The organism is Microcoleus sp. S36a_B3, from assembly GCF_036700745.1.
Taxonomy (GTDB): domain Bacteria; phylum Cyanobacteriota; class Cyanobacteriia; order Cyanobacteriales; family Microcoleaceae; genus Microcoleus.
The window spans coordinates 112,300-132,553 of record NZ_JAUBPN010000001.1 but is presented as its reverse complement, the minus strand read 5'-3'; the positions used below and the strand labels follow the sequence as shown (position 1 = coordinate 132,553).

The following is a 20,254-nucleotide window of genomic DNA, read 5'->3' as shown; positions in this document are numbered from 1 at the left end:
AAGTCATTATTTTGATAGATTTAACTTTCGGAGCGATCGCAAGTGTTAATTTAGGCGAACTGAATAGGAGTTGCAGAATTACGTCCAAGAAACCGCGTTTCTACCAAGTTCTGTACTGCCAGAAGTGCGATCGCCCGCCAGCCCGCCGGTGTCTCAAAATTTTGGCGACAGTCAATGTCCGCGCCCTGACTGGAAGTTGCGATCGCCCAAAATTGGGTCAAAGGCCGAAAGCATCCGGCTTCAATAGTGATAAAAATGCGACCGACAGACAATAAACTTGAAAAATACTGTAAAAAAAGTTAAGAATCGGAAGCATACTCCTGATTTTTGATATTGGGCAAAGCAAGGTAGAAATCGATGAGCTTAAGAGAACGGATTGACGCAGAAATCAAAGCAGCCATGAAGTCCAAGGACAAAGTTCGCTTGGAAACAGTGCGCGGCATCAAAAAATTTATTCTCGAAAAAGAAGTCAGCTTGCGTCCTTCCGGGCAAGAGACGCTGACAGAAGCTCAAGAATTGGAAATTTTGATGCAAATAGCCAAACAGCGCCGGGATTCGATCGAACAATACCGCAAAGGCGGCCGCGAAGACTTAGTGGCACAAGAAGAGGCGGAGTTGGTAATTGTGGAAGAGTATTTGCCGCCGCAGATGTCAGACGAAGAGGTGAGTCAAGTGGTTGACGAAGTGATTGCCTCGGTGGGCGCTACTTCTGCAAAAGAGATGGGAAAGGTGATGGGCAAGGCTATGCAGCAGCTTAAGGGCAAAGCAGACGGTAACAGAATTCAAGACATGGTGAAAGCAAAGCTTAGTCAGTAGTCAGTTGGCAGTTGGCAGTTGGCAGTTGGCAGTAGTCAGTAGTCAGTAGTCAGTAGTCGGTTGGCAGTTGGTAGGGGGGGTGGATGGTGCGTGCCCGCCCTCTTATTTGGCAGTTGGTAGTAGTCAGTAGTCAGTTGGTAGTTGGTAGTTGGTAGTTGGTAGTTGGTTGCTCGTTACTTTCGCTCTGCCTGGTAATGCTTCTGGGGCGAGGAAGAGCCTCCTTTGAGGAAGGCAACTTACAAAAGAGAGGACTGTAAGAGGTGTTTAAGTTATTAAGTTTTCGATCCTTAGTTCAGTAGTCAGCAGTCAGAACAAAGAATGTATGGGGATTATCCCGCTGCGTTAAGCGAAGCTATCCCCTAGGGAATCGCCCCTACTTAAATTTGCTGATTTATCAAAGTTGCGTAAAAAAATGTAAAATGCTAACTTTGGTCGGGACTGGGAACTACAGACAGTGAAGTATGTTCGAGAGCACTAAAGACCTAGCATTACTATGTCTGCGAGCGATCGCCTATTTTTTAACAATTTCTACTTAAACTTATGCAGCCACCTATTGCTATTGGAACTCTCCTACAAAACCGTTACCGCTTGGTGAGTATTTTAGGTCAAGGGGGATTTGGCCGCACTTATTTAGTAGAAGACGAGGGGCGGTTTAAAGAACGCTGCGCCCTAAAGGAATTGATTCCGGTGCAAAGCGGGCCTTACGTTTTGGAAAAATCGAAGGAATTGTTTCAAAGAGAGGCGGCAATACTTTACCAAATTTCGCACCCGCAAATTCCCCAGTTTCGGGCAATATTTGAAGAGAATCAACGTTTGTTTTTAGTGCAGGATTACGTGGAAGGGATGACTTACCGCGAACTGTTGCTCGATCGCACTTCTGCAGGCGGCAGATTCAGCGAAGCCGAAGTCTTGATATTTATCCGGCAAATGCTACCGGTACTGGCTCACATCCACGCCCGCGGCATCATCCACCGCGACATCTCCCCTGAAAATATCATCCGCCGGGAAAACGACCAGTTGCCGGTGCTGATTGACTTTGGAGTGGTGAAAGAACTCGCCACCAAAGTCCAGTCTCCCGAAGGAACAGCCCACGCGACAACAGTCGGTAAAATCGGCTACGCGCCGATGGAACAGTTGCAAAGCGGGCGCGCAACTGCCAGCAGCGACCTCTACGCTTTAGCTGTAACGGCGATCGTCCTGGTGACGGGCAAAGAACCGCAGGAATTGCTCGATCAAAGAACCCTGCAGTGGAATTGGCAGCAGCAAGTGCAGGTGAGCGCGGGCTTGGCGGCGGTACTGAATCGGATGTTAAATCGCTCTCCGGGCGATCGATATCAATCTGTCAGCGAAGTAGCCAAAGCACTCGACGGAAAAACCAACCCTCAGCCTAACCAGCAAACTTTACCGCCAGCGCCTGCTGTAGTCCCGTCAAACGCTTCGCTAATCGCCACGGTAGCCGTGGGCCGGCCGCCCGATCCCGCTCCCGCTCCGATCGCCCCTAGTTCTTACCCGCAAAACCAACCTGACCCCCTAATTCAGCCCGCTGGCGGCTCTGTTTGGGACAATCCCGTTGCTGCGATCGGATTGCTAACAGGCTTAGTAATCTTGACTGGCTTCGGTTCCTGGGCCTTAGTAGGCTCATTTCTCAACAAACCGACACCCAAACCCACTCCGACACCACCACAAGTCATAACTCCGACACCGATCCTAAATCCGATACCAAGCCCAGAACCGTTACCAACCCCAACCCCAAAACCTTTACCAGAACCAAGCCCGGAACCTTTACCAGAACTAAGCCCGGAACCTTTACCAGAACCAAGCCCGGAACCTTTACCAGAACCAAGCCCGGAACCTTTACCAGAAACAAGCCCGGAACCTTTACCAGAAACAAGCCCAGAACCTTTACCAGAAACAAGCCCCGCGCCGACTCCGACACCCAAACCGACACCAGCACCGACTCCGACACCCAAACCAACTCCGACACCCAAACCGACACCAGCCCCGTCACCCAAACCGACTCCGACACCCAAACCGACACCCAAACCAACTCCGACACCCAAACCGACACCCGCCCCGACACCTGCACCAACTCCCGCACCGTCGCCGGAACCGGTACCAACTCCCGCGCCGTCGCCGGAACCCGCACCAACTCCCGCGCCGTCGCCGGAACCCGCACCAACTCCCGCACCAACTCCCGCGCCGTCGCCGGAACCCGCACCAACTCCTGCCCCCTCGCCGGAACTCTAAACTTTTGGCAAGACAATGTAGAGTGAAGTTGAGGCCAATTACTTGTTAGCTATTTGCCAATGAACTCGTTGCTGATTGCTGGAACTGATACCGACGCGGGCAAAACTGTTTTGACCAGCGCTCTGGCTGCTTATTGGCAAATGTATTTCCCCGATCGCAGTTTGGGAATTATGAAACTCATGCAAACGGGAACGGGCGATCGCGAACTCTACACTCGTTTGTTTCGTCTCGACCAATCCCCCGAAGAACTCAATCCGCTGCACTTTGATGCGCCTCTAGCACCACCAATTGCTGCAGAACGGGAGGGGAGACAGATCGAACTAGAAAAAGTCTGGACGGCGCTGCAAAGCCTCTCTGAGCGCAAGGATTTTGTGTTGGTGGAAGCTTTGGGAGGGCTGGGTTCGCCTGTAACGCGGGAACTGACGGTGGCCGATATTGCCAGGGATTGGCGGCTGAGGGGAGTTTTGGTGGTACCTGTGAGGCTGGGGGCGATCGGGCAAGCTGTGGCAAATGTTGCTCTCGCCAGACACGCGGGTTTTAAGCTCAGAGGAATTGTCCTCAATTGCGTTAAAGCTTGTTCTGCACAAGAAATTGCCGACTTGACACCAATAGATTTGATCCAGTCGCTGACTCAAATGCCCGTGCTGGGTACTTTGCCTCATTTAGATGACCCAAATGACCTGACAAAATTAGCAGCATCAGCTTCAGAATTAGATTTAGAGCGATTACTTCCGGGGGTTAATTTAGTTCCTCAGACTTCTAAATAACCCTATTCAAAACACCTCTCTTTCTCTGCGTACTCTGCGGCCTCTGCGGTGAAAAATTAAGATTTTATTTTAACCGCAGAGAGCGCAGAGAGCGCAGAGCAAGAGAAGAGAGAGGTTCGCAAATTGCTATAAGGAGAATGAAAAATGGTTTCTACTTTACCGAATTTAACTGATGTCGATTTATCTCAATTGCGGCTGGAGATTAGAAACTTGCAGCCTCAGTTAGTCGAATGGCGGCGGCGTTTGCACGAAAAGCCGGAGTTGAGTTTTGATGAAAATTTAACGGCCCAGTTTGTCTCGCAAAAGTTGCAAGAATGGGGGATAGAGCATCAAACTAATATTGCTAAAACTGGTGTTGTCGCCACTATCGACAGCGGCAAACCGGGGCGGGTTTTGGCAATTCGGGCTGATATGGATGCTTTGCCGATTCAAGAGGAAAATGAGGTGGATTATCGATCGCAGCATGATGGTATTATGCACGCTTGCGGCCACGACGGTCATATTGCGATCGCCCTCGGTACAGTTTGTTATCTGGCCAAGCACAAACACAGCTTTTCGGGTCAAGTAAAATTTATCTTTCAGCCCGCCGAAGAAGGCCCGGGCGGCGCAAAACCGATGATTGAAGCGGGAGTTTTGCGAAATCCTGATGTTGATGCGATCGTCGGCTTGCATTTGTGGAACAATCTACCATTAGGCACTATAGGCGTTCGCAGCGGGGCGCTGATGGCTGCTGTCGAAGTTTTTGACTGCAGGATTTTTGGCAAGGGCGGGCACGGGGGAATGCCGCATCAGACAGTAGATGCGATCGTCGTTACAGCCCAAATTGTCAGCGCCTTGCAGGCAATTGTCGCGCGGAACATTGACCCGATCGACTCAGCCGTAGTAACAGTCGGCAAATTCCACGCAGGTGACACCCACAACGTCATCGCCGACACCGCCCAAATCGGCGGTACAGTGCGCTATTTCAATCCCACATATCAAGGTTATTTTTCTCAACGAATCGAGCAAATAATTGCCGGAATTTGTCAGAGTCACGGCGCAAATTACCAACTAGATTATTGCTCGCTTTATCCGCCAGTTATCAACGATGCGAGCATGACTCAATTGGTACGCAGCGCCGCCGAATCGGTAGTAGAAACTCCTGCAGGAATAGTGCCGGAATGTCAAACAATGGGCGGCGAGGATATGTCATTCTTTTTGCAAGAAGTCCCCGGTTGCTATTTCTTTTTGGGCGCGGCAAATCCCGAAAAAAACTTGGCTTACCCGCACCATCACCCGCGCTTTGATTTTGATGAAACTGCCTTGGGGATGGGTGTAGAAATGTTTGTGAGGTGCGTAGAAAAGTTTTGCAATTAGCTTTATTTGTAGGGTGCGCAATGCGCACCTTACCATTCTCAATTAGCTTTATTTGTAGGGTGCGCAATGCGCACCTTACCATTCTCAGACGCGGTTTAGGAGAAGCTAATGAGTAAAGAAGTCAAAGAATTTGATGTTGATAATGTTACAGAGTTAGAGGAAAAATATTGCGTTCAAGGAGCTTGCAATAAAGGTATTATCAAAATAGGAGATATTTTCCTAGTCTCCTATCAATACATAATTACAACGTCTGTTTTTGAAGCAAGATATGAGTTTGAAAAGTTCGGCAGGTCAGATATTAGAGAGGTTAAACTGCAAGTCATTAGAATCAGAGCGTATGGTAGGGATCTTGATGAGCTTCACCAAGGTATGACAGGAGAGCTTTACTTAAAAGGAGAAGGGGGTGATATTCTTAGAGAAAGAGATCATTTGGGTTTGTCCTAAAGGTGGTTGGCTACCTTATCAGCAATCATATCTATTTAACCACACTTGATATTCCCAATTACCAATTACTTAGTTTGAAAGATATTCTGCACCATTTTTTTATCCACACTCGCCGCCGCCTTATCCAATTCTGCAATCTCCCCGGAGTCTAACTCCCAGCCCAAAGCACCAATATTATCCCTCGCCTGTGCGGCAGATTTAGCGCCGGGAATGGGAATAGTTTCTTTGCAGATGCACCAGTTGATTGCTACCTGCGAAACAGTCTTGTTTCTAACAGCAGCTATTTCTCGCAAACATCCCAAAAGCGATCGCATTCCCGGAAGTAGCTGCTTGCACGCCAAACCTCGAATACCTTTAGGAAGAGAGCCATTTTCCGAGTATTTCCCCGTCAGCAACCCCAAGGCTAAAGGACTGTAAGCAATCAATTTTATCCCCAATTCATCGCAAACATCTTTCAAGCCGAGTTCTGTTACCGGATAGGTGGAAAGTAGGGAATATTGCACTTGTAAAGTAACAATTGGAATTTGGCGGGAGCTAAATCTTTGATGCACCCATTTCAGCCGTTTCGGCCCGTAATTAGACAAACCTACACCCTTAACCAATCCTTGCTCGTAAAGGTCGCCTAAACCGTCCAAAAGAGCCCCCTCTTGCCAAGGAGCGTAATTAGCTGTAGACCAGTGCATTTGCACCAAATCTACATTTTTTCCGAGGCGCGAAGCCGAGGCTTTACCAGCAGATATCATGGATTGTCGCGTCAGTCTCCAAGGATAAGCCGCGAGTTTTGTCGCAATACATATATTGTCTTTATTTGCACCTTGATATTGTTGGCAAAACTGCCCCAAAAGTTGCTCGCTGCGTCCGTTTAATTTTCCTGTTCCGTAAGAGTCGCCGGTATCGAACAAGGTGACACCGCTGCTGACGCAAAGATTGAATGCGGCTTGCAATTCCTCGTCCATACTTTCATCGTAGCCCCAGAGTAATCTATTACCCCAGGCCCAAGTGCCGCAGCCCATTTTTGGCAGTAAAATTTTTTGGTTAGTTTGCATTCTTATTGATGGTTGTTATATTAACTCTGCTCTGAAATCTTGCACTTCTGTCAAAAAGTGAATTTTATTGTGGGCCTTTAACTAATGACTAATGACTAATGACCAATGACTGTTAGCTGTTAGTTGTTAGCTGTTAGCTGTTAGTTGTTATTTGTTAGTTGTTATTGGGAAGTGAGAATTGGAAATTGGGAATTCGTAGCCAATAACCAATAACCAATAACTAATAACTAATAACCAATTCCCAACTAATGACTAATGACTAATGACTAATGACCAATGACTGTTGACTGTTAGTTGTTATTTGTTAGTTGTTATTGGGAAGTGAGAATTGGAAATTGGGAATTCGTAGCCAGTAACCCATAACCAATAACCAATTCCCAACAACTAATAACCAATTCCCAACAACTAATGACTAATAACCAACAACTAATGACTAATGACCAATGACTAATGACTCTTTACTTTTGTGATGTGGTTGGTGAGGGAGAAGGTGGGGAGTCTTTTGTAGGTTGCTGGGGCTTAGCTTTGGGATCGGGTTTGGGTGGCGGCGGCGGTGGGAAAGTTGCGGCGCGTCTGGGTATTTGTAGCGCTGTTCGGAATGCAGCAAATGGGAAGAATTCACTAAATTGAGAAAATCGATCGCCAATTGGTTCCGGTGCATCTTCCCACAAGCTTTCGTAGTAGAAGAAAGCCGCACCTAAGCCGTATTGTTGGACGGCGCGCACCTGGGATTGAATTTGCTGTATCGCTACTGGGCGATTTCTCAAACCTGTCATAATCCCAACTCCGGTGGGAATCTTTTGCTGTGCTTCTCGCATTTCTGGACGGCTAATCTTGTCCACAAATGATTCTAGATTGGGACGGTAAACTTGCACGATTAGTTCGTCTGCAATATCGAAACGCACCCAATTTAGCCAATCTTGCAGGTGATGTTTGTAAGCAAATTCGTAGTAATTGGGAGAAATTGAGAAGATAGCGTTGGGTTTTACTGCTTTTACTGCTTGATTTAGCTGCGACATAAAAGCGGTGATTTTATTGGCTCGCCATTTCACCCATGCTGGATCTTCAAAATCTTTGGGCGGTGCTTTTTTGGTTTCTTTGGTATACAAAGCAATGGTATATTCATCGTAGCCAAATTCTGATGGCAAACTCATGTGGTCGTCAAATTGAATGCCATCGCCGTTGTATTGGGTGTTGATTTCTAGTACGAGTTCGGTAATGAATTCCTGCACTTCTGGATGAAATGGATTGAGCCAAACTACTTCGCCGCCTGCGCCGTTTGATGTTTGTGTGCCGTCCTGTTTTTGTGTCAGCCAATCGGGATTGCTTAATGCTAATTCTGAGGTGGGAGGTGTCATAAAACCAAACTCAAACCAAGGAATTACTAGCAGGCCTTGGCGGTGGGCTTGGGCAATTAAATCTGCGAGCATATCCTGTCCGTCTAACCCTCTGTAAACAAATGGTTGAATGTCTCTTTGCTGGGCGACTGGGCTGGGATACATGGCATAGCCAGAGTTCCAGACTACGGGATAGATCGTGTTAAAATTTAACCGCTTTAATTTAGCGATCGCATCTCCTAGTTTGTGGCGATCTCTGAGGATGTCTTTGTCGTTTGTCGTCATCCAAACTCCGCGAATTTCTTGGCGGTGTTGTTGGGCGATCGCCGGAGTTAAGTTATTAACCAGCAATACTATAATGAATGATATCGCAAATAGCAGCGGGAAAATTGTTTTAATCGATCGCTGCCAACTGCGAGGAATGATGCGTAATGTCATAGTTGTGAATGGTTAATTAGCTATAAAACACACCCCGGCATAATTTGGTGATGAAGTTTGCTCGTTCTACAGTCTACAGCAATTTGTGCTGAATGTGCGATCGCCGCGCCGGTCAAATATAATCTTGGATTCAGAGAGTAAGTCAGAGCATTTTGTCAAAGTGCTGGGCTATAATTAATTACGCGCTGCAAATTCTCCTGACCGGACAGTGCGGTCTGCGGGAGTGCTAGTGCTGTACAATATTTGTGGTGAAAAATCTCGATCGAACATATCTAATTTGTGAAACATTTAGTCTTAATTGGTGGCGGCCACAGTCATGCTATTGTATTAAAAATGTTCGGCATCAAACCGCTGCCAGGAGTGCGTTTGACTTTGATTAGCGATGTCTTGTACGCGCCTTATTCGGGGATGCTGCCGGGGCACGTTGCTGGGTTTTACGATTATGATGAATGTCACATCGATTTGCGATCGCTCGCGGAATTTGCCAAATGTCAAATATTGGTCGATCGGGCGATCGCCATCGACTTTAGCAAAAATTTAGTTATTTGTCAAACTCGCCCTCCAGTTAATTCTGACGTGCTTTCTGTAGATATCGGCAGCACTCCCGCGACTCTATCGGTGCGTGGTGCCGCAGAATACGCAATTCCAGCTAAACCGGTACCGGAGTTTTTAGCTAGCTGGAATCAGTTAATTTCCGAAAGACAAAACCATCCCCAAAAACCGCTGCGGATCGCCATTGTCGGCGGCGGTGCCGGTGGCGTAGAATTAGCATTAAATATGCAATCTCGATTGGGGAAGGAAGAGGGGTTCGGCAACGGATTGTGTAACGGATTTAACGGATGGATATTAAGGTACAGCGAAAGACGTAAGAGAGAAAAGGGAAGGGGGAAGAAAGAAGAAGAATTAGAGATTCATTTGTTTCACAGCGGTGCTGCATTGATGCAGGGACACAATCAGCGGGTGCGTCGCCGCCTTCAAGAAATTCTCATCAGTCGCGGCATTCAATTGCATTTAAAGGAAAAAGTCTGTGCAGTAAAAAAGATTGAGAAAGAAACCAATCCTCAATTCCCTACCACTTACCAAATTTCCTGTAAATCAGGTTTAGAATTAGAGTGCGAGATCGTTTTTTGGGTGACACAAGCATCGGCAGCCAATTGGATAAGAGAATCCGGTTTAGCAGCCGACTCAAACGGCTTTATGCAAGTCAACGATTGCCTACAATCAGTCTCTCACCCCAACGTATTTGGGGCTGGAGACATCTGCGCGATGGTGAATTATCCCCGTCCCAAAGCAGGCGTGTTTGCTGTGCGTCAGGGCAAACCGCTGTTTGAAAATTTGCAGCAGTTTTTATTGGAAAAACCGCTGAAACCCTTTGCACCGCAGGAACAATACTTAGGGTTAATTGGTACTGGGAATAAAAGGGCGATCGCATCTCGCGGCAATTTCATGTGGGAATCATGGTTATTGTGGTATTGGAAAGATTGGATCGATCGCCAATTTATGCAACAATTTAGCAATCTGCCCAAAACAGGCGATACCAAATAGCAATACATTCAGAAGATGCTCACATTTTATCCGCTCTCATCTTCTCTTCTCTTCCTCTGCGCCCTCTGCGTTTAATAAAAAAAGTGTTATTCAAAAACGCTTTAAAATTGTTATAGTAATATCAGAAGTAAAGAAAACTAACTATGTTCAAAAAAATTGGATTTGGGCTGCTTTGGATTGCATTTATCACCTACGCCTTTGTATTTTCACCACCCGACAGTCCAGAAAAAACTATCACACTAATTACCAATATTTCCACAGGCAAAATAGCAGACATCAACCCTTTAATTGTAGCGTTATTCAACCTCATGGGAGTCTGGCCGCTCATCTACAGTTGCGTCTTATTTGCTGACGGCAGGGGGCAGAAAATACCTGCATGGCTATTTGCCACTTTATCCTTTGGCGTCGGCGCCGTTGCCTTGCTGCCTTATTTAGCCCTACGCGAACCGAATCCTGAATTTCCCGGTCATAAAAATATCTTTTTAAAGATATTAGAGTCCCGTTTTACTGCCATTGTCCTAACATTGGGTGCTGCTTCTTTAGTTTCCTTTGGGTTGACAAAAGGCGATTGGTATGATTTTATGATACAGTGGCAAACCAACCGTTTTATCCACGTAATGAGTTTAGATTTTTGTATGCTTTGCCTACTATTTCCTGCCTTATTAGGAGACGATATGGCGCGCCGAGGAATGCAAAACTCTACAGCATTTTGGGCAGTAACATTAGTACCGCTGTTCGGGCCGTTGGCTTATCTGTGTACGCGCAAACCGCTGCCGGAAACTAATACTAAAACTGTTACAAATTAGACAGCAGTGCAGGGAATTCTCAGTTTAATGTAGGAATCAATCACAAGTAATCAGACAAGAAACAGGCAAGATGCCTGTTCCACAATAAGTAAGTTTTATTGTGGGGAGTAGGGGTTGGGCTTCTAGCCCGCCCATGAAACACTGATTACAAATAGTGCCAAATCTGAGTATTAATGTAAATAATTATCTCCCAGTCTCTAGCAAATGAAAAAATTTCCGATTGTTGGCATCACAACATCCAACCGCTGTTCAGCAGGCGAGTATCGCTTAAATGGCACTTATATTGATGCAGTTCAGGCGGCTGGTGGCATTCCGATTTTGCTGCCGCCCAATCAATTAGATCCGGCTAGTATTTTTGATGCAGTAGATGGTTTGATTTTTTCCGGGGGCGGAGATATAAACCCAGAACTTTACGGCGGTTATGTCGATCGCACAGTTTACTCAGTTAATGCAGAACGCGACAATTTTGAATTAAGCTTAGCAAAGCTAGCTTTGAAAGCTGACATACCTGTGTTGGGGATTTGCCGGGGAATGCAAATGTTGAACGTAGCCAGCGGTGGCAGTTTGGTGATTCACGTACCGGATGCTTACGGAGATGAGGTTAATCACGGATCGGGAATTCCCCCGCGCGCGATCGAGCATACCATTGAAATTGAGCCAAACAGTCGCCTAGCAAAAATTATGGGAAAAACTTCAACAACAGTTGTTTCCTGGCATCATCAAGCAGTGAGGAAGGTAACATCCGATTGGCGAATTGTAGCCGATGCACCTGACACTTTGGTAGAAGCAATGGAGCACTGCTATCACCCTTGGATGATAGCAATTCAATGGCACCCGGAAATGTCGCCAAACTGTTCGGTAAACTCTCGAATTTTTCAGGCTTTCGTAGAAGCAGCAGCTTCAAAATTCATGAATTCTACCAAGTCAGCATCACAAGCAATTCCTACATTTTTATAGTCACTTATTCTTGATAGTCCGTATCTATTTCGATATCCAGGGTATCTTCATCTATTCTGACATACAGAACATTCGGGCGACAGCAAACCTGACAATCTTCGATATAAGATTGCTCCATACCACCGCTGATATCAACAAAAGTTGTACTCGGTTCGCCGCAGAAAGCACAGTAATATTCAGCCGTTGTTTGCATCTTTCTCGCACTCTCTTTTTGTGACTTCGTGGCGGTAGCGAAACATATCTGTTAACCGCATTTCCACCCACCAACTTAACAACAAATCGACAATCGGGCCGCCCGGTATCGAAAATGCGATCGCATCTGTCAATCTAGTTTTGCCATTTTCTGAGGTAAACTCGTGTCGGTGAGTCCAACGTGCCATCGGCCCCTCAGTTTGTTCATCAACAAACAAGCGATATTGTTCGCACTCAGTGTGAGTCGCCACCCATTTTACAGGAATCGGCCCCAATAACAAGCGAAATTCTGATACAGCACCCACATCTAATCCCCCTTCGCGGCGAATGATTTTCACCGGTTGCCAAGGCGGAGTCAAAAGTTGCAGAATGTCGGGCCTTTCGTGAAAGTTCCAGACTGCTTCAACGGTAGCATTAATCAGCGACGAATATTTAAAATTGGGCATTGTATCGTTGGGCTAGACAGTTAAGTGCGATCGCGTTTCAGCATTTGCAGTATTATCCTCTGTATCAGTACAAACAGCAACAGTTAGTTTCAATCCCAAAGTATTCAGCCAAGTTCCCAGATTATAAATCGCATCACTTCCTTGCTGCGACAGCAATTCATCCAATTTTTTTAAGTGCAATTCATATTGTTCAGGAGTCATTTTTGGTTGACCCAAAGCTTCTGCTACATCGCTGAGAGCTCGTTTTAGCAGTTCAGGTTCCGGCTCTTCCTCCTCTAATGTCGCCGTTATATAGGCGGCTGACAATGCCGGATTTTTTCTCAGAGATTCAATCAAAAATGGATGATAAGGTAGGCTTTTAGGCATTGTCTTAACTCCTATAATCTGTCCAGTATTCTGTAGCTTGGCGGATATCTCTGTCTTGAGTGCTTTTATCGCCTCCGCAGATGAGCATCACAATTGTCATCCCTATTTGTCCAAAATAAATTCGGTAGCCAGGCCCATAATTTATTTTAAGTTCGCATACACCTTCCCCCACGGAGCGATAGTCTCCTAAATTACTATCAGCAATTCGGTTAAGCTTAGAGATAATCTTGGCTTGAGCATTGATATCTCTAAGCGAATCAAACCACTGATCGAAAGGCACTTTGTTATCTGGCGTAGTATAACGCTGAATTTCTCTCGGTTGGACTTCGGGCATAATTATATTATAGTGCGTCACTCATCCCAGTATCCTGGCAATTAATTATACTCAAGAAATGCCACAGGGGAAAGATGAAAAAACTTAGCTAACTTTTGAATTTGACTCGCCGTCAGTTCCCGCTTTCCATCCATCATCTCAGATACCCAAGACTCGGATTCAAAAATATCAACCAAATCTTTTTCTTGAATATTGTCCTCAACCATCAATGCTTTCAGTAGTGCGATACCTTTCAAGACTGGCATTGGCTCATGTTTTTGTTCGTAATCATAAACAAGAGTACCCAACACGTTTAAGTAATCCCGATCGTCTTGCGTGAGATTGCTCCGACTCACAATAGAATCCATCCGATTTTGTGTAGCGATTAACTCAGCTTCACAAGTAATTGGACGCGGTGGAAAAGTTGTGATTATCTCAATATAGTAGCTACTAGGAGTTTTTAAACCAGTCGTCATTTTTCCAGTTCTCCTTATCATATTCTGCATGAGTTAAAACAGAGCGGACAAACACTATCTGGTATGCATAATCGATAAAAGCAATTAACCGATAGTTATTGCCACCAATATTAAATACCGTAAAGTTACCTACTAAGTCAGCCGAAGGAAATACTTTACGAATATCTACTAAACTTTGCCATTCAGCATCACAACTACGCTGATACCACAGCAACAGACTTGTTTCAGCATTGGGGTGTGTTTCCCAAAATTCTTTTAGTCGTTTTCGGCTAATAACACGCATGAGGCTATTATAATCTAATTTACTAAACGCGACTTAGTGAATTTTCACATTCTTGATTTTGCTGTCGTGTTGTATGACTCATCGCCTCAGCCAAATGCTTCTTCAAAGTCGCCTCCGGTAGCGGCCCTTTTAAATGACTCCAAGGCAAAACCTGATCCAATTCCCACTCTTGAAAAACGTAAAAATCCATCTCCGGCAACTGTCCCCGCAACTCCTTAAAAGCCCGCCGATAACTGCCCAAAGTATCGCCGTAATGTCGCACTAATTCCAACAGCCGAGACAACCGCCGATCGCCCTTTGACAACAAACCCTGAATCACCGACCAGTTATAGCTTTCAGGTCTAAATTCTAAACCTAACTTCCGCAATTCTTTATCTAAAAACTTCAGCCTCTTCTCCGCATCTTTATTCACTCCAAACCACTGAAAAGGAGTGTGAGATTTCGGAACAAAAGTGCTGCATCCAAAAGTCAACCGCAAACCGGGAACAGCTTTTTTAATCGCCCGCATCATCGCCACCGTCTCCTCCAAATCCTCCATCTCTTCGCCGGGAATTCCCGCCATCCCGTAAAGTTTAATTCCCTTTAAACCACCAGCCTTAGCATTAATGGCAGCTTGGATAATTTCATCGTTAGTGAGTTTTTTATTAACAATTTTGCGGAGGCGAGCGCTGCCGCTTTCCACCGCAATCGTCACAGATTTGCTGTCTCTGTTTGTCAAAATTTCTGCCAATTTAACTGTCACCGTATTCGTCCTTACCGAAGAAAGACTCAACCGCACGCCGTCGTATTTTGGATGATTCAAATGATCCAGCAACGCTTCAAATTCCGGGTGCTGAGTGACAGAAGCACCCAACAAACCCAAACGATTAGTCACAGCTAAACCGCGATCGATCGCCGGAATTAGCGAAGCCTCCAAACTCGCAGTTCTAAACGGCAAAGTCAGATAACTTGCCAAACAAAAACGGCACATTTCTGGACAACTCCGAACCACTTCCACCATGTAAATATTTTCCCAAGCCGCTTTTTCTGTCACCACAGTGGAAGCAGATAAAGTATTGCCGCGATAAGTCTGTTTTTCAACCACACTGGGAATTCCCGAATCGACAGGCTGAATCGATTTAATACCCTCCGTCGCATCCAGATAAGTTACTTCATACAAACTGGGGACGTAAACTCCCGAAACTTGGGCTAAATGCCGCAATTTAGTTTGTCTGTCGGCGGTACGAACTTCTTTACAAGCATCAATAAAATTGTCTATGAGATGTTCGCCATCTCCCAGCAAAATAACATCAAAAAACTCGGCAAAAGGTTCTGGATTAGCAGTAAAAACCGGGCCACCACCGAATACTATCGGATGATTGTCAGTTCGTTTAGATGCCCAAATCGGAATGTCTAGAGATTCCAGTAAATTGAGAATATTTACATAGTCAAGTTCCCAAGAAAGCGAAAATCCCAGTAATTCTGGATGTCGGGGAAGTTGTTCGTGGATATCAGTAAATAAACGGCTGACTTCAATATCCGATCGCACAGCCAAAGTTGCCCACACTATCTGATAGCCGAGACTGGTAATACCTACCGTGTACTCGTTGGGAAAAGCAAAAATAGTCGGGATAGCATCAGCATCGGGGGTTGCTGGGGCAAATAGCAGGCGTTCTTGAGCAAAAGGATTAGGAGTCATGGGCAAGTTTAACTTTAACAATAGGTTTGTTACTATCTTATTTTAAGTTATTTCCAAAGTTATTGTATGGTGTATAATTTATGAATAGACTTGCATTGTACTCAGTCCATTTCAATTATTGAATTGCAATTATCTGCGTTAATCTGTGTTGCATCTGCCTTCAGTCAGCGGTTGCCCGATCGAGCTTTTATGCAGATAAAGTATAAATTTTAAAGGCAAAATAATAATCAACCGCCTAGCGCAGCCTAGGATTAGTTAGCAGTTACATCTGTTACATCCGCTTTCACTAATCCGTTTCCGAACTTGGTGTTTCAAAGTTACTCTGAAATAGAATTACTCGCGTCTCGGTTTTTCGGCGGCGGTGGGCCGTGAAAAGTCGCAATCAGCAAACAGATAATCCCAGCATTAATAAACACATCTGCCAGATTAAAAACCGGGAACCGAATTATCCGAAAATCCAAAAAATCTATAACGTGGCCCAAAACAAATCGATCGATCCCATTACCCAGCGCGCCCCCCAAAATCAAACCGTAGCCAGCTTGTTCCCAGCGGTTAATTCGCGGCCCGAACCAAGCCAGCACCATCAATCCCACACTCACCCCCAAAGACAGCCAGCGCAACCAACTCGCCCCGCCATTGCTAAACAAACTAAAAGCCGCACCAGTATTAACAACATAAGTGAAGTGAAATATCCCTGGTAACAGCGGCTGAGTCTGCGGAGGAATTGTCAAGTCAAAATTTTGCACTACCCAAAACTTGCTTAGGTGGTCTAAAACTAAACTGATAATAGCAGCAACCCAGAACAAGGGATTTCTTTTAAAACGCATGGATTAGCCAATAGAAGATGGGGTATCGGGCATGATAGAATTTACTCAAATCTCGCGTTTCATTGCGAGGAGAATGCAGTGCAGCAAAGCAATCCCAACCGCAGCGAGATGATTTTCCAGTTTCGCAATGATAGTATAACATTATTTGACACAACAACCAATCCCCAATTCCCAATTCCCAATTCCCAATTCCCAATTTCCCAATCAATAAAACATCAAGCGACGCAAAGTAAATGATAGCAATGCGATCGCACAAACCACGGCCAATTGTCCCGGCAGGGGATAAACCGAATAGGTCAGAATTTCATCTAATAAAGGTACTTTTTTGCCAGGAATCAGCAAGTAGCTAAAAATTAGATAAATTAAGCCGATCGCGTGAACTGTAAATAAACCGCATAAACAGCTAAAAGCCATAGATTCCAGTCGCGAAGCCACCTTAAAAGCGACCCAGCCACACACCCAAGCACCAGGAATAAAACCCAGCAAATACCCAAAACTCGCTTCTTTAAGATAGCCGATGCCGCCGCCTCGATCAAAAATCGGCCACAAAGTTAATCCTAATACCAAATAGGCAATTTGCGAGAGAGCAGCAGCATTTTTGCCGCCCATGCAGCCTACTAGCAACACGGCTCCAATTTGATAAGTCACGCCTAAAGAGTACGCCTGCAGTCCGCGATCGTCCCACAACCCGATCGGCATTGTCACAGATGCAGGCAAAAAATTGCCTCCAATCGTTAGGAGCAAACCAATAAAAGCCCAGATTAATTCAAGAGGAGCAGGCATTATAGCAGATGTTGAAGGAAGAAGTCATCAGTCATTGGTCATCAGTCATTGGTCATCAGTCATTGGTCATTAGTCATTAGTCATCAGTCATTAGTCATTAGTCATTAGTCATTGGTCATCACGAAGAAGGAAGAAGGCAGGATGCAGAAGGAAGACAAGGAGGAAGAAGTCAAGAGGAAGTTACAATCGACTGTTTATGTTTGTGCAATGCCAGAACGTCGTAACCGTCAGGGCGGTTGCTATATCGGTTCTCTAAAAAGTGAGGTATGCTTTTAGGCCCGATGCCCTGTTTGGCCGATGCCCTGTTTGGCCGATGCCCGGTTTGGCCTATGCCCGGTTTGGCCTATGCCGGATAGTACCTCATCTTTTTGAGACTCGTCTATATATCATCAGCATTGATCCGATGCAGGCTGGAGTGCCGGCAACTTTTAAGTTCTCAATACTAGCACTACTGTCAAAAGAACCACTATTGTATGGTTTTCTGGTTCTCAAACCTGGATATTCCGATATTTTAATGGGGAATTGTTCGCAGCCGGACGATCGCACCCTTGTTTCCCCACCAATTGATCTTTCACCCATCTTATAAAATTACACTTGCCAAGCTCATCAATGAATTAAATTAATGTTAATTCATATTAAGTTGCGATCGAAAGTAAAGATTCTTAACCTAACCTTTACTTTCGCGCGATATGCTATGGCCGGACATCCGTATAACGATCGCAGATTTTGTATACCTATGCTTTTTCGTCTGAACCTGATTAATCCGAATCGTGTGACAACAGCAATGTCCGCTGTGGCGATCGCCCTCAGCTTAGCAGCTTGCGGCGGTGGCAGCACAACCAGCAGCAACCCCGGCGACACCGCAGCATCCCCCGTTGCAGCCACAGGCACAGCCGCAAACAGCAAACTCACCCTAGCCTCAGACGTAGCCATAACCGCAGCAGGCGCCTCATTCCCCGCCCCCCTCTACCAGCGTTGGTTTCAAGACTTCAACAAAATCCACCCCAAAGTACAAATTAACTATCAATCAGTAGGCAGCGGCGCCGGAGTCGAACAATTTACCAAAGGCACAGTAGACTTTGGGGCCAGCGACACCGCCATGAAAGACGACGAAATCGCCAAAGTTCCAGCAGACAAAGGCGTGATTTTGCTGCCCATGACAGCCGGCAGCATCGTCATCGGCTACAACCTGCCAGCAGTACCCGAACTCAAACTGCCCAGAGACGTTTATACAGAAATCTTCCTCGGTAAAATTACCAAGTGGAACGACCCCAAAATTGCAGCAGCCAATCCCGGTGTAACATTGCCAGACCAAAACATCACCGTCGTCCACCGTTCCGACGGTAGCGGCACCACCGCCATCTTCACCAAACACCTCAGCGCCATCAGCCCCGACTGGAAAACAGCAGTAGGCGAGGGCAAAACAGTACAGTGGCCCGTAGGCGTAGGCGCAAAAGGCAACGAAGGCGTCACCAGCCAACTCCTGCAAACAGCAGGCAGCATCGGCTACATCGAATATGGCTACGCCAAAAACAACAACGTCAAATTTGCATCTTTGCAAAACAAAGCAGGCACATTTGTAGTACCTACAGACGATTCAGCTTCTCAAGCTTTAGCAACTGCGCCCCTGCCCGAAAACCTGCGAGCATTTATCGAAGACCCCGAAGGTGCTCAATCCTATCCAATTGTCACCTACACTTGGATGCTCGTTCCCAAAAAAGTTGCAGACCCCAACAAAGCCAAAGTTATCGAGGCAATGGTGGAATACGGCTTAACCGAAGGTCAAAAAGTTAGTGCAGAATTGGGTTACGTTCCTCTGCCCCAAAACGTCAGAGAAAAAGTTGCTTTGGCAGCCGACGGCATCAGCCCCGACTACAAGATTGAGATTGGTAAATAGTTATTGAAGTCATTTGACAGTTGACAGTTGATAGTTGACTGTTGACTGTTGACTGTTGACTGTTGGCAGAGGGAAAAAGGAAGAAGGAACAGAGATATTTCTGTAGGGGCGGCTTTAACCAGAAATACTTTTTCAAAAGTTAGGGAAGGCATCTACCCGCCCCTGTGTGTGTGATTTGATTTACAGTCTTTGTTTCTGCTTCGTTCTAGATTTTTCGGAAAAATGCGATTTTTCGTTACAGTTTTTTGAGACTTTTGTATATGATTTCAGATAGTAACACCGCTCAACCAGAGAAACGTTCCCGCTCTCGGATAGAAAAATCCTTAGACCAAGGCTTTATCTGGCTGACTCGGATTTTGGGAATCGGAGTTGGCGTAATTTTGCTGGTAATCGCGCTAACCGTTGCTTTCAGAGCTTTACCAGCGATTCAACAGTACGGTTTGGGCTTTCTGTTTAGCAGTGATTGGAATCCGGTTAAAGAAGAGTACGGTGCGCTGCCGATGATTTACGGGACGATCGTCAGTTCTGCGATCGCGCTCCTAATTGCAGTACCATTAGGAGTAGGGACTGCCATCTTTTTGAGCGAAGACTTTTTGCCGCTGCCAGTGCGTACAGCTTTAGTTTTCTTAGTAGAACTTTTAGCCGCCATTCCCAGCGTAGTCTACGGCTTGTGGGGAATTGCTGTATTGATTCCCATTATTAGCAACATCGGAAAGTTTCTCAACGGTAACTTCGGATGGCTGCCAATTTTTAGCACATCGCCAGTTGGCCCAGGAATGTTACCCGCCGGAGTAATTTTGGGGATTATGACTTTGCCCATTATTACTGCTATCTCCCGCGACTCTTTAGCAAGCCTCCCGCCCGAATTGCGACAAGCATCTCTGGGTTTGGGAGCAACTCGCTGGACAACAATTTTTAGAGTCCTCGTACCGGCCGCTTTCTCCGGCATTGTCGGCGGAATTATGCTAGGCCTCGGCCGCGCGATGGGAGAAACAATGGCGGCAACTCTGTTAATTGGCAATTCCAATCAGTTAAGTGCTTCTGTGCTAGCTCCTGCAAATACTATTGCTTCTCTGATGGCAAATCAATTTGCCGAAGCTTCAGGATTGCAAGTGGCTGCCCTGATGTATACGGGGCTAATTCTGTTTATTATGACGCTGATTGTCAATATTTTGGCAGAGTGGATTGTTTCTCAAGTAAGAGCGAAGTACAACTAGAAGTTTGGCACAATTTC

General features: G+C 45.9%; 22 protein-coding genes. 11 read left to right on the top strand and 11 right to left on the bottom strand.

The genetic code is table 11. The features are described from left to right. The first annotated feature begins 70 nt into the window (after positions 1-70). From QUA01_RS00560 to QUA01_RS00535, 6 genes are all read left to right on the top strand, one after another. Positions 71-247, top strand: coding sequence for a hypothetical protein (locus tag QUA01_RS00560; protein ID WP_333088590.1), 177 nt, complete (start codon positions 71-73; stop codon positions 245-247). Positions 248-357: 110 nt separating this feature from the next. Continuing rightward, complete coding sequence (locus QUA01_RS00555; RefSeq protein ID WP_333088588.1) at positions 358-816, top strand: GatB/YqeY domain-containing protein; 459 nt, start codon at positions 358-360, stop codon at positions 814-816. A 540-nt stretch (positions 817-1,356) separates the two neighbouring features. Continuing rightward, the gene (locus QUA01_RS00550; protein ID WP_333088586.1) at positions 1,357-3,063 is read left to right on the top strand and encodes a serine/threonine-protein kinase; all 1,707 of its coding nucleotides are present in this window, start codon (positions 1,357-1,359) and stop codon (positions 3,061-3,063) included. Positions 3,064-3,122: 59 nt separating this feature from the next. After that, the gene (gene bioD / locus QUA01_RS00545) at positions 3,123-3,830 is read left to right on the top strand and encodes a dethiobiotin synthase (RefSeq protein WP_333088585.1); all 708 of its coding nucleotides are present in this window, start codon (positions 3,123-3,125) and stop codon (positions 3,828-3,830) included. 144 nt (positions 3,831-3,974) lie between these two features. Continuing rightward, positions 3,975-5,186 carry a M20 family metallopeptidase gene (locus QUA01_RS00540; protein WP_333088582.1) on the top strand — a complete coding sequence of 404 codons (1,212 nt, stop codon included), beginning with the start codon at positions 3,975-3,977 and terminating at the stop codon, positions 5,184-5,186. Positions 5,187-5,294: 108 nt separating this feature from the next. Next, the gene (locus QUA01_RS00535; RefSeq protein WP_333088580.1) at positions 5,295-5,630 is read left to right on the top strand and encodes a hypothetical protein; all 336 of its coding nucleotides are present in this window, start codon (positions 5,295-5,297) and stop codon (positions 5,628-5,630) included. A 65-nt stretch (positions 5,631-5,695) separates the two neighbouring features. On the opposite strand, the gene QUA01_RS00530 is transcribed toward QUA01_RS00535, so the two are convergent. Next, positions 5,696-6,676 (bottom strand): aldo/keto reductase, encoded by a 981-nt coding sequence (locus QUA01_RS00530; protein ID WP_333088579.1) that lies wholly within the window; start codon positions 6,674-6,676, stop codon positions 5,696-5,698. A 458-nt stretch (positions 6,677-7,134) separates the two neighbouring features. Next, positions 7,135-8,451 carry a glycoside hydrolase family 10 protein gene (locus tag QUA01_RS00525; RefSeq protein ID WP_333088577.1) on the bottom strand — a complete coding sequence of 439 codons (1,317 nt, stop codon included), beginning with the start codon at positions 8,449-8,451 and terminating at the stop codon, positions 7,135-7,137. Between the two features lie 279 nt (positions 8,452-8,730). On the opposite strand from QUA01_RS00525, the gene QUA01_RS00520 reads away from it, so the two are divergent. The 3 genes from QUA01_RS00520 (at position 8,731) to QUA01_RS00510 (ending at position 11,759) form a co-directional block, all read left to right on the top strand. Continuing rightward, positions 8,731-9,996, top strand: coding sequence for an FAD-dependent oxidoreductase (locus QUA01_RS00520; RefSeq protein ID WP_333088576.1), 1,266 nt, complete (start codon positions 8,731-8,733; stop codon positions 9,994-9,996). Positions 9,997-10,139: 143 nt separating this feature from the next. Then, on the top strand, positions 10,140-10,802 hold the full coding sequence (locus QUA01_RS00515; protein ID WP_333088575.1) for a DUF2834 domain-containing protein: 663 nt from the start codon (positions 10,140-10,142) through the stop codon (positions 10,800-10,802). A 204-nt stretch (positions 10,803-11,006) separates the two neighbouring features. Further along, positions 11,007-11,759, top strand: a complete 753-nt coding sequence (locus QUA01_RS00510) for a gamma-glutamyl-gamma-aminobutyrate hydrolase family protein (RefSeq protein ID WP_333088574.1) — start codon at positions 11,007-11,009, stop codon at positions 11,757-11,759. Positions 11,760-11,763: 4 nt separating this feature from the next. Here the strand turns inward: QUA01_RS00510 and QUA01_RS00505 are convergent, their stop codons facing one another. From QUA01_RS00505 to QUA01_RS00465, 9 genes are all read right to left on the bottom strand, one after another. Further along, positions 11,764-11,952, bottom strand: coding sequence for a CPXCG motif-containing cysteine-rich protein (locus QUA01_RS00505; RefSeq protein ID WP_006635525.1), 189 nt, complete (start codon positions 11,950-11,952; stop codon positions 11,764-11,766). Continuing rightward, positions 11,936-12,397 carry an SRPBCC family protein gene (locus QUA01_RS00500; protein WP_333088572.1) on the bottom strand — a complete coding sequence of 154 codons (462 nt, stop codon included), beginning with the start codon at positions 12,395-12,397 and terminating at the stop codon, positions 11,936-11,938. The genes QUA01_RS00505 and QUA01_RS00500 overlap by 17 nt, the downstream gene beginning before the upstream one ends. Positions 12,398-12,409: 12 nt before the next feature. Next, a complete protein-coding gene (locus QUA01_RS00495; protein ID WP_333088570.1) occupies positions 12,410-12,763 on the bottom strand; it encodes a helix-turn-helix domain-containing transcriptional regulator in 354 nt (117 codons plus the stop codon). A gap of 4 nt (positions 12,764-12,767) precedes the next feature. Continuing rightward, complete coding sequence (locus QUA01_RS00490) at positions 12,768-13,097, bottom strand: type II toxin-antitoxin system RelE/ParE family toxin (RefSeq protein ID WP_333088569.1); 330 nt, start codon at positions 13,095-13,097, stop codon at positions 12,768-12,770. A 41-nt stretch (positions 13,098-13,138) separates the two neighbouring features. Then, complete coding sequence (locus QUA01_RS00485) at positions 13,139-13,552, bottom strand: helix-turn-helix domain-containing protein (protein WP_333088568.1); 414 nt, start codon at positions 13,550-13,552, stop codon at positions 13,139-13,141. After that, positions 13,527-13,835: a type II toxin-antitoxin system HigB family toxin gene (locus tag QUA01_RS00480; protein WP_333088566.1), complete on the bottom strand. Its 309-nt coding sequence runs from the start codon at positions 13,833-13,835 to the stop codon at positions 13,527-13,529. The genes QUA01_RS00485 and QUA01_RS00480 overlap by 26 nt, the downstream gene beginning before the upstream one ends. A 22-nt stretch (positions 13,836-13,857) precedes the next feature. Next, positions 13,858-15,513, bottom strand: a complete 1,656-nt coding sequence (locus QUA01_RS00475; RefSeq protein ID WP_333088564.1) for a B12-binding domain-containing radical SAM protein — start codon at positions 15,511-15,513, stop codon at positions 13,858-13,860. 317 nt (positions 15,514-15,830) lie between these two features. Continuing rightward, positions 15,831-16,340, bottom strand: coding sequence for a signal peptidase II (lspA, locus tag QUA01_RS00470; RefSeq protein WP_194008963.1), 510 nt, complete (start codon positions 16,338-16,340; stop codon positions 15,831-15,833). Positions 16,341-16,544: 204 nt separating this feature from the next. Next, the gene (locus QUA01_RS00465; RefSeq protein ID WP_333088563.1) at positions 16,545-17,123 is read right to left on the bottom strand and encodes a biotin transporter BioY; all 579 of its coding nucleotides are present in this window, start codon (positions 17,121-17,123) and stop codon (positions 16,545-16,547) included. 736 nt (positions 17,124-17,859) lie between these two features. On the opposite strand from QUA01_RS00465, the gene pstS reads away from it, so the two are divergent. Next, complete coding sequence (pstS, locus tag QUA01_RS00460; RefSeq protein ID WP_333088560.1) at positions 17,860-19,020, top strand: phosphate ABC transporter substrate-binding protein PstS; 1,161 nt, start codon at positions 17,860-17,862, stop codon at positions 19,018-19,020. 260 nt (positions 19,021-19,280) lie between these two features. Then, a complete protein-coding gene (pstC, locus tag QUA01_RS00455; protein ID WP_333088558.1) occupies positions 19,281-20,237 on the top strand; it encodes a phosphate ABC transporter permease subunit PstC in 957 nt (318 codons plus the stop codon). Positions 20,238-20,254 lie beyond the last annotated feature (17 nt).

Excerpts from the sequence above, each read along its gene's own strand:
- QUA01_RS00550 (WP_333088586.1), top strand. The coding sequence starts at position 1,357 with ATGCAGCCACCTATTGCTATTGGAACTCTCCTACAAAACCGTTACCGC.
- pstS (WP_333088560.1), top strand. The coding sequence starts at position 17,860 with ATGCTTTTTCGTCTGAACCTGATTAATCCGAATCGTGTGACAACAGCA.
- QUA01_RS00485 (WP_333088568.1), bottom strand. The coding sequence starts at position 13,552 with ATGACGACTGGTTTAAAAACTCCTAGTAGCTACTATATTGAGATAATC.
- QUA01_RS00500 (WP_333088572.1), bottom strand. The coding sequence starts at position 12,397 with ATGCCCAATTTTAAATATTCGTCGCTGATTAATGCTACCGTTGAAGCA.
- QUA01_RS00505 (WP_006635525.1), bottom strand. The coding sequence starts at position 11,952 with ATGCAAACAACGGCTGAATATTACTGTGCTTTCTGCGGCGAACCGAGT.
- QUA01_RS00475 (WP_333088564.1), bottom strand. The coding sequence starts at position 15,513 with ATGACTCCTAATCCTTTTGCTCAAGAACGCCTGCTATTTGCCCCAGCA.
- QUA01_RS00495 (WP_333088570.1), bottom strand. The coding sequence starts at position 12,763 with ATGCCTAAAAGCCTACCTTATCATCCATTTTTGATTGAATCTCTGAGA.
- lspA (WP_194008963.1), bottom strand. The coding sequence starts at position 16,340 with ATGCGTTTTAAAAGAAATCCCTTGTTCTGGGTTGCTGCTATTATCAGT.
- QUA01_RS00555 (WP_333088588.1), top strand. The coding sequence starts at position 358 with ATGAGCTTAAGAGAACGGATTGACGCAGAAATCAAAGCAGCCATGAAG.
- QUA01_RS00530 (WP_333088579.1), bottom strand. The coding sequence starts at position 6,676 with ATGCAAACTAACCAAAAAATTTTACTGCCAAAAATGGGCTGCGGCACT.
- QUA01_RS00535 (WP_333088580.1), top strand. The coding sequence starts at position 5,295 with ATGAGTAAAGAAGTCAAAGAATTTGATGTTGATAATGTTACAGAGTTA.
- QUA01_RS00490 (WP_333088569.1), bottom strand. The coding sequence starts at position 13,097 with ATGCCCGAAGTCCAACCGAGAGAAATTCAGCGTTATACTACGCCAGAT.
- QUA01_RS00465 (WP_333088563.1), bottom strand. The coding sequence starts at position 17,123 with ATGCCTGCTCCTCTTGAATTAATCTGGGCTTTTATTGGTTTGCTCCTA.
- QUA01_RS00525 (WP_333088577.1), bottom strand. The coding sequence starts at position 8,451 with ATGACATTACGCATCATTCCTCGCAGTTGGCAGCGATCGATTAAAACA.
- QUA01_RS00515 (WP_333088575.1), top strand. The coding sequence starts at position 10,140 with ATGTTCAAAAAAATTGGATTTGGGCTGCTTTGGATTGCATTTATCACC.
- bioD (WP_333088585.1), top strand. The coding sequence starts at position 3,123 with ATGAACTCGTTGCTGATTGCTGGAACTGATACCGACGCGGGCAAAACT.
- QUA01_RS00540 (WP_333088582.1), top strand. The coding sequence starts at position 3,975 with ATGGTTTCTACTTTACCGAATTTAACTGATGTCGATTTATCTCAATTG.
- pstC (WP_333088558.1), top strand. The coding sequence starts at position 19,281 with ATGATTTCAGATAGTAACACCGCTCAACCAGAGAAACGTTCCCGCTCT.
- QUA01_RS00510 (WP_333088574.1), top strand. The coding sequence starts at position 11,007 with ATGAAAAAATTTCCGATTGTTGGCATCACAACATCCAACCGCTGTTCA.
- QUA01_RS00480 (WP_333088566.1), bottom strand. The coding sequence starts at position 13,835 with ATGCGTGTTATTAGCCGAAAACGACTAAAAGAATTTTGGGAAACACAC.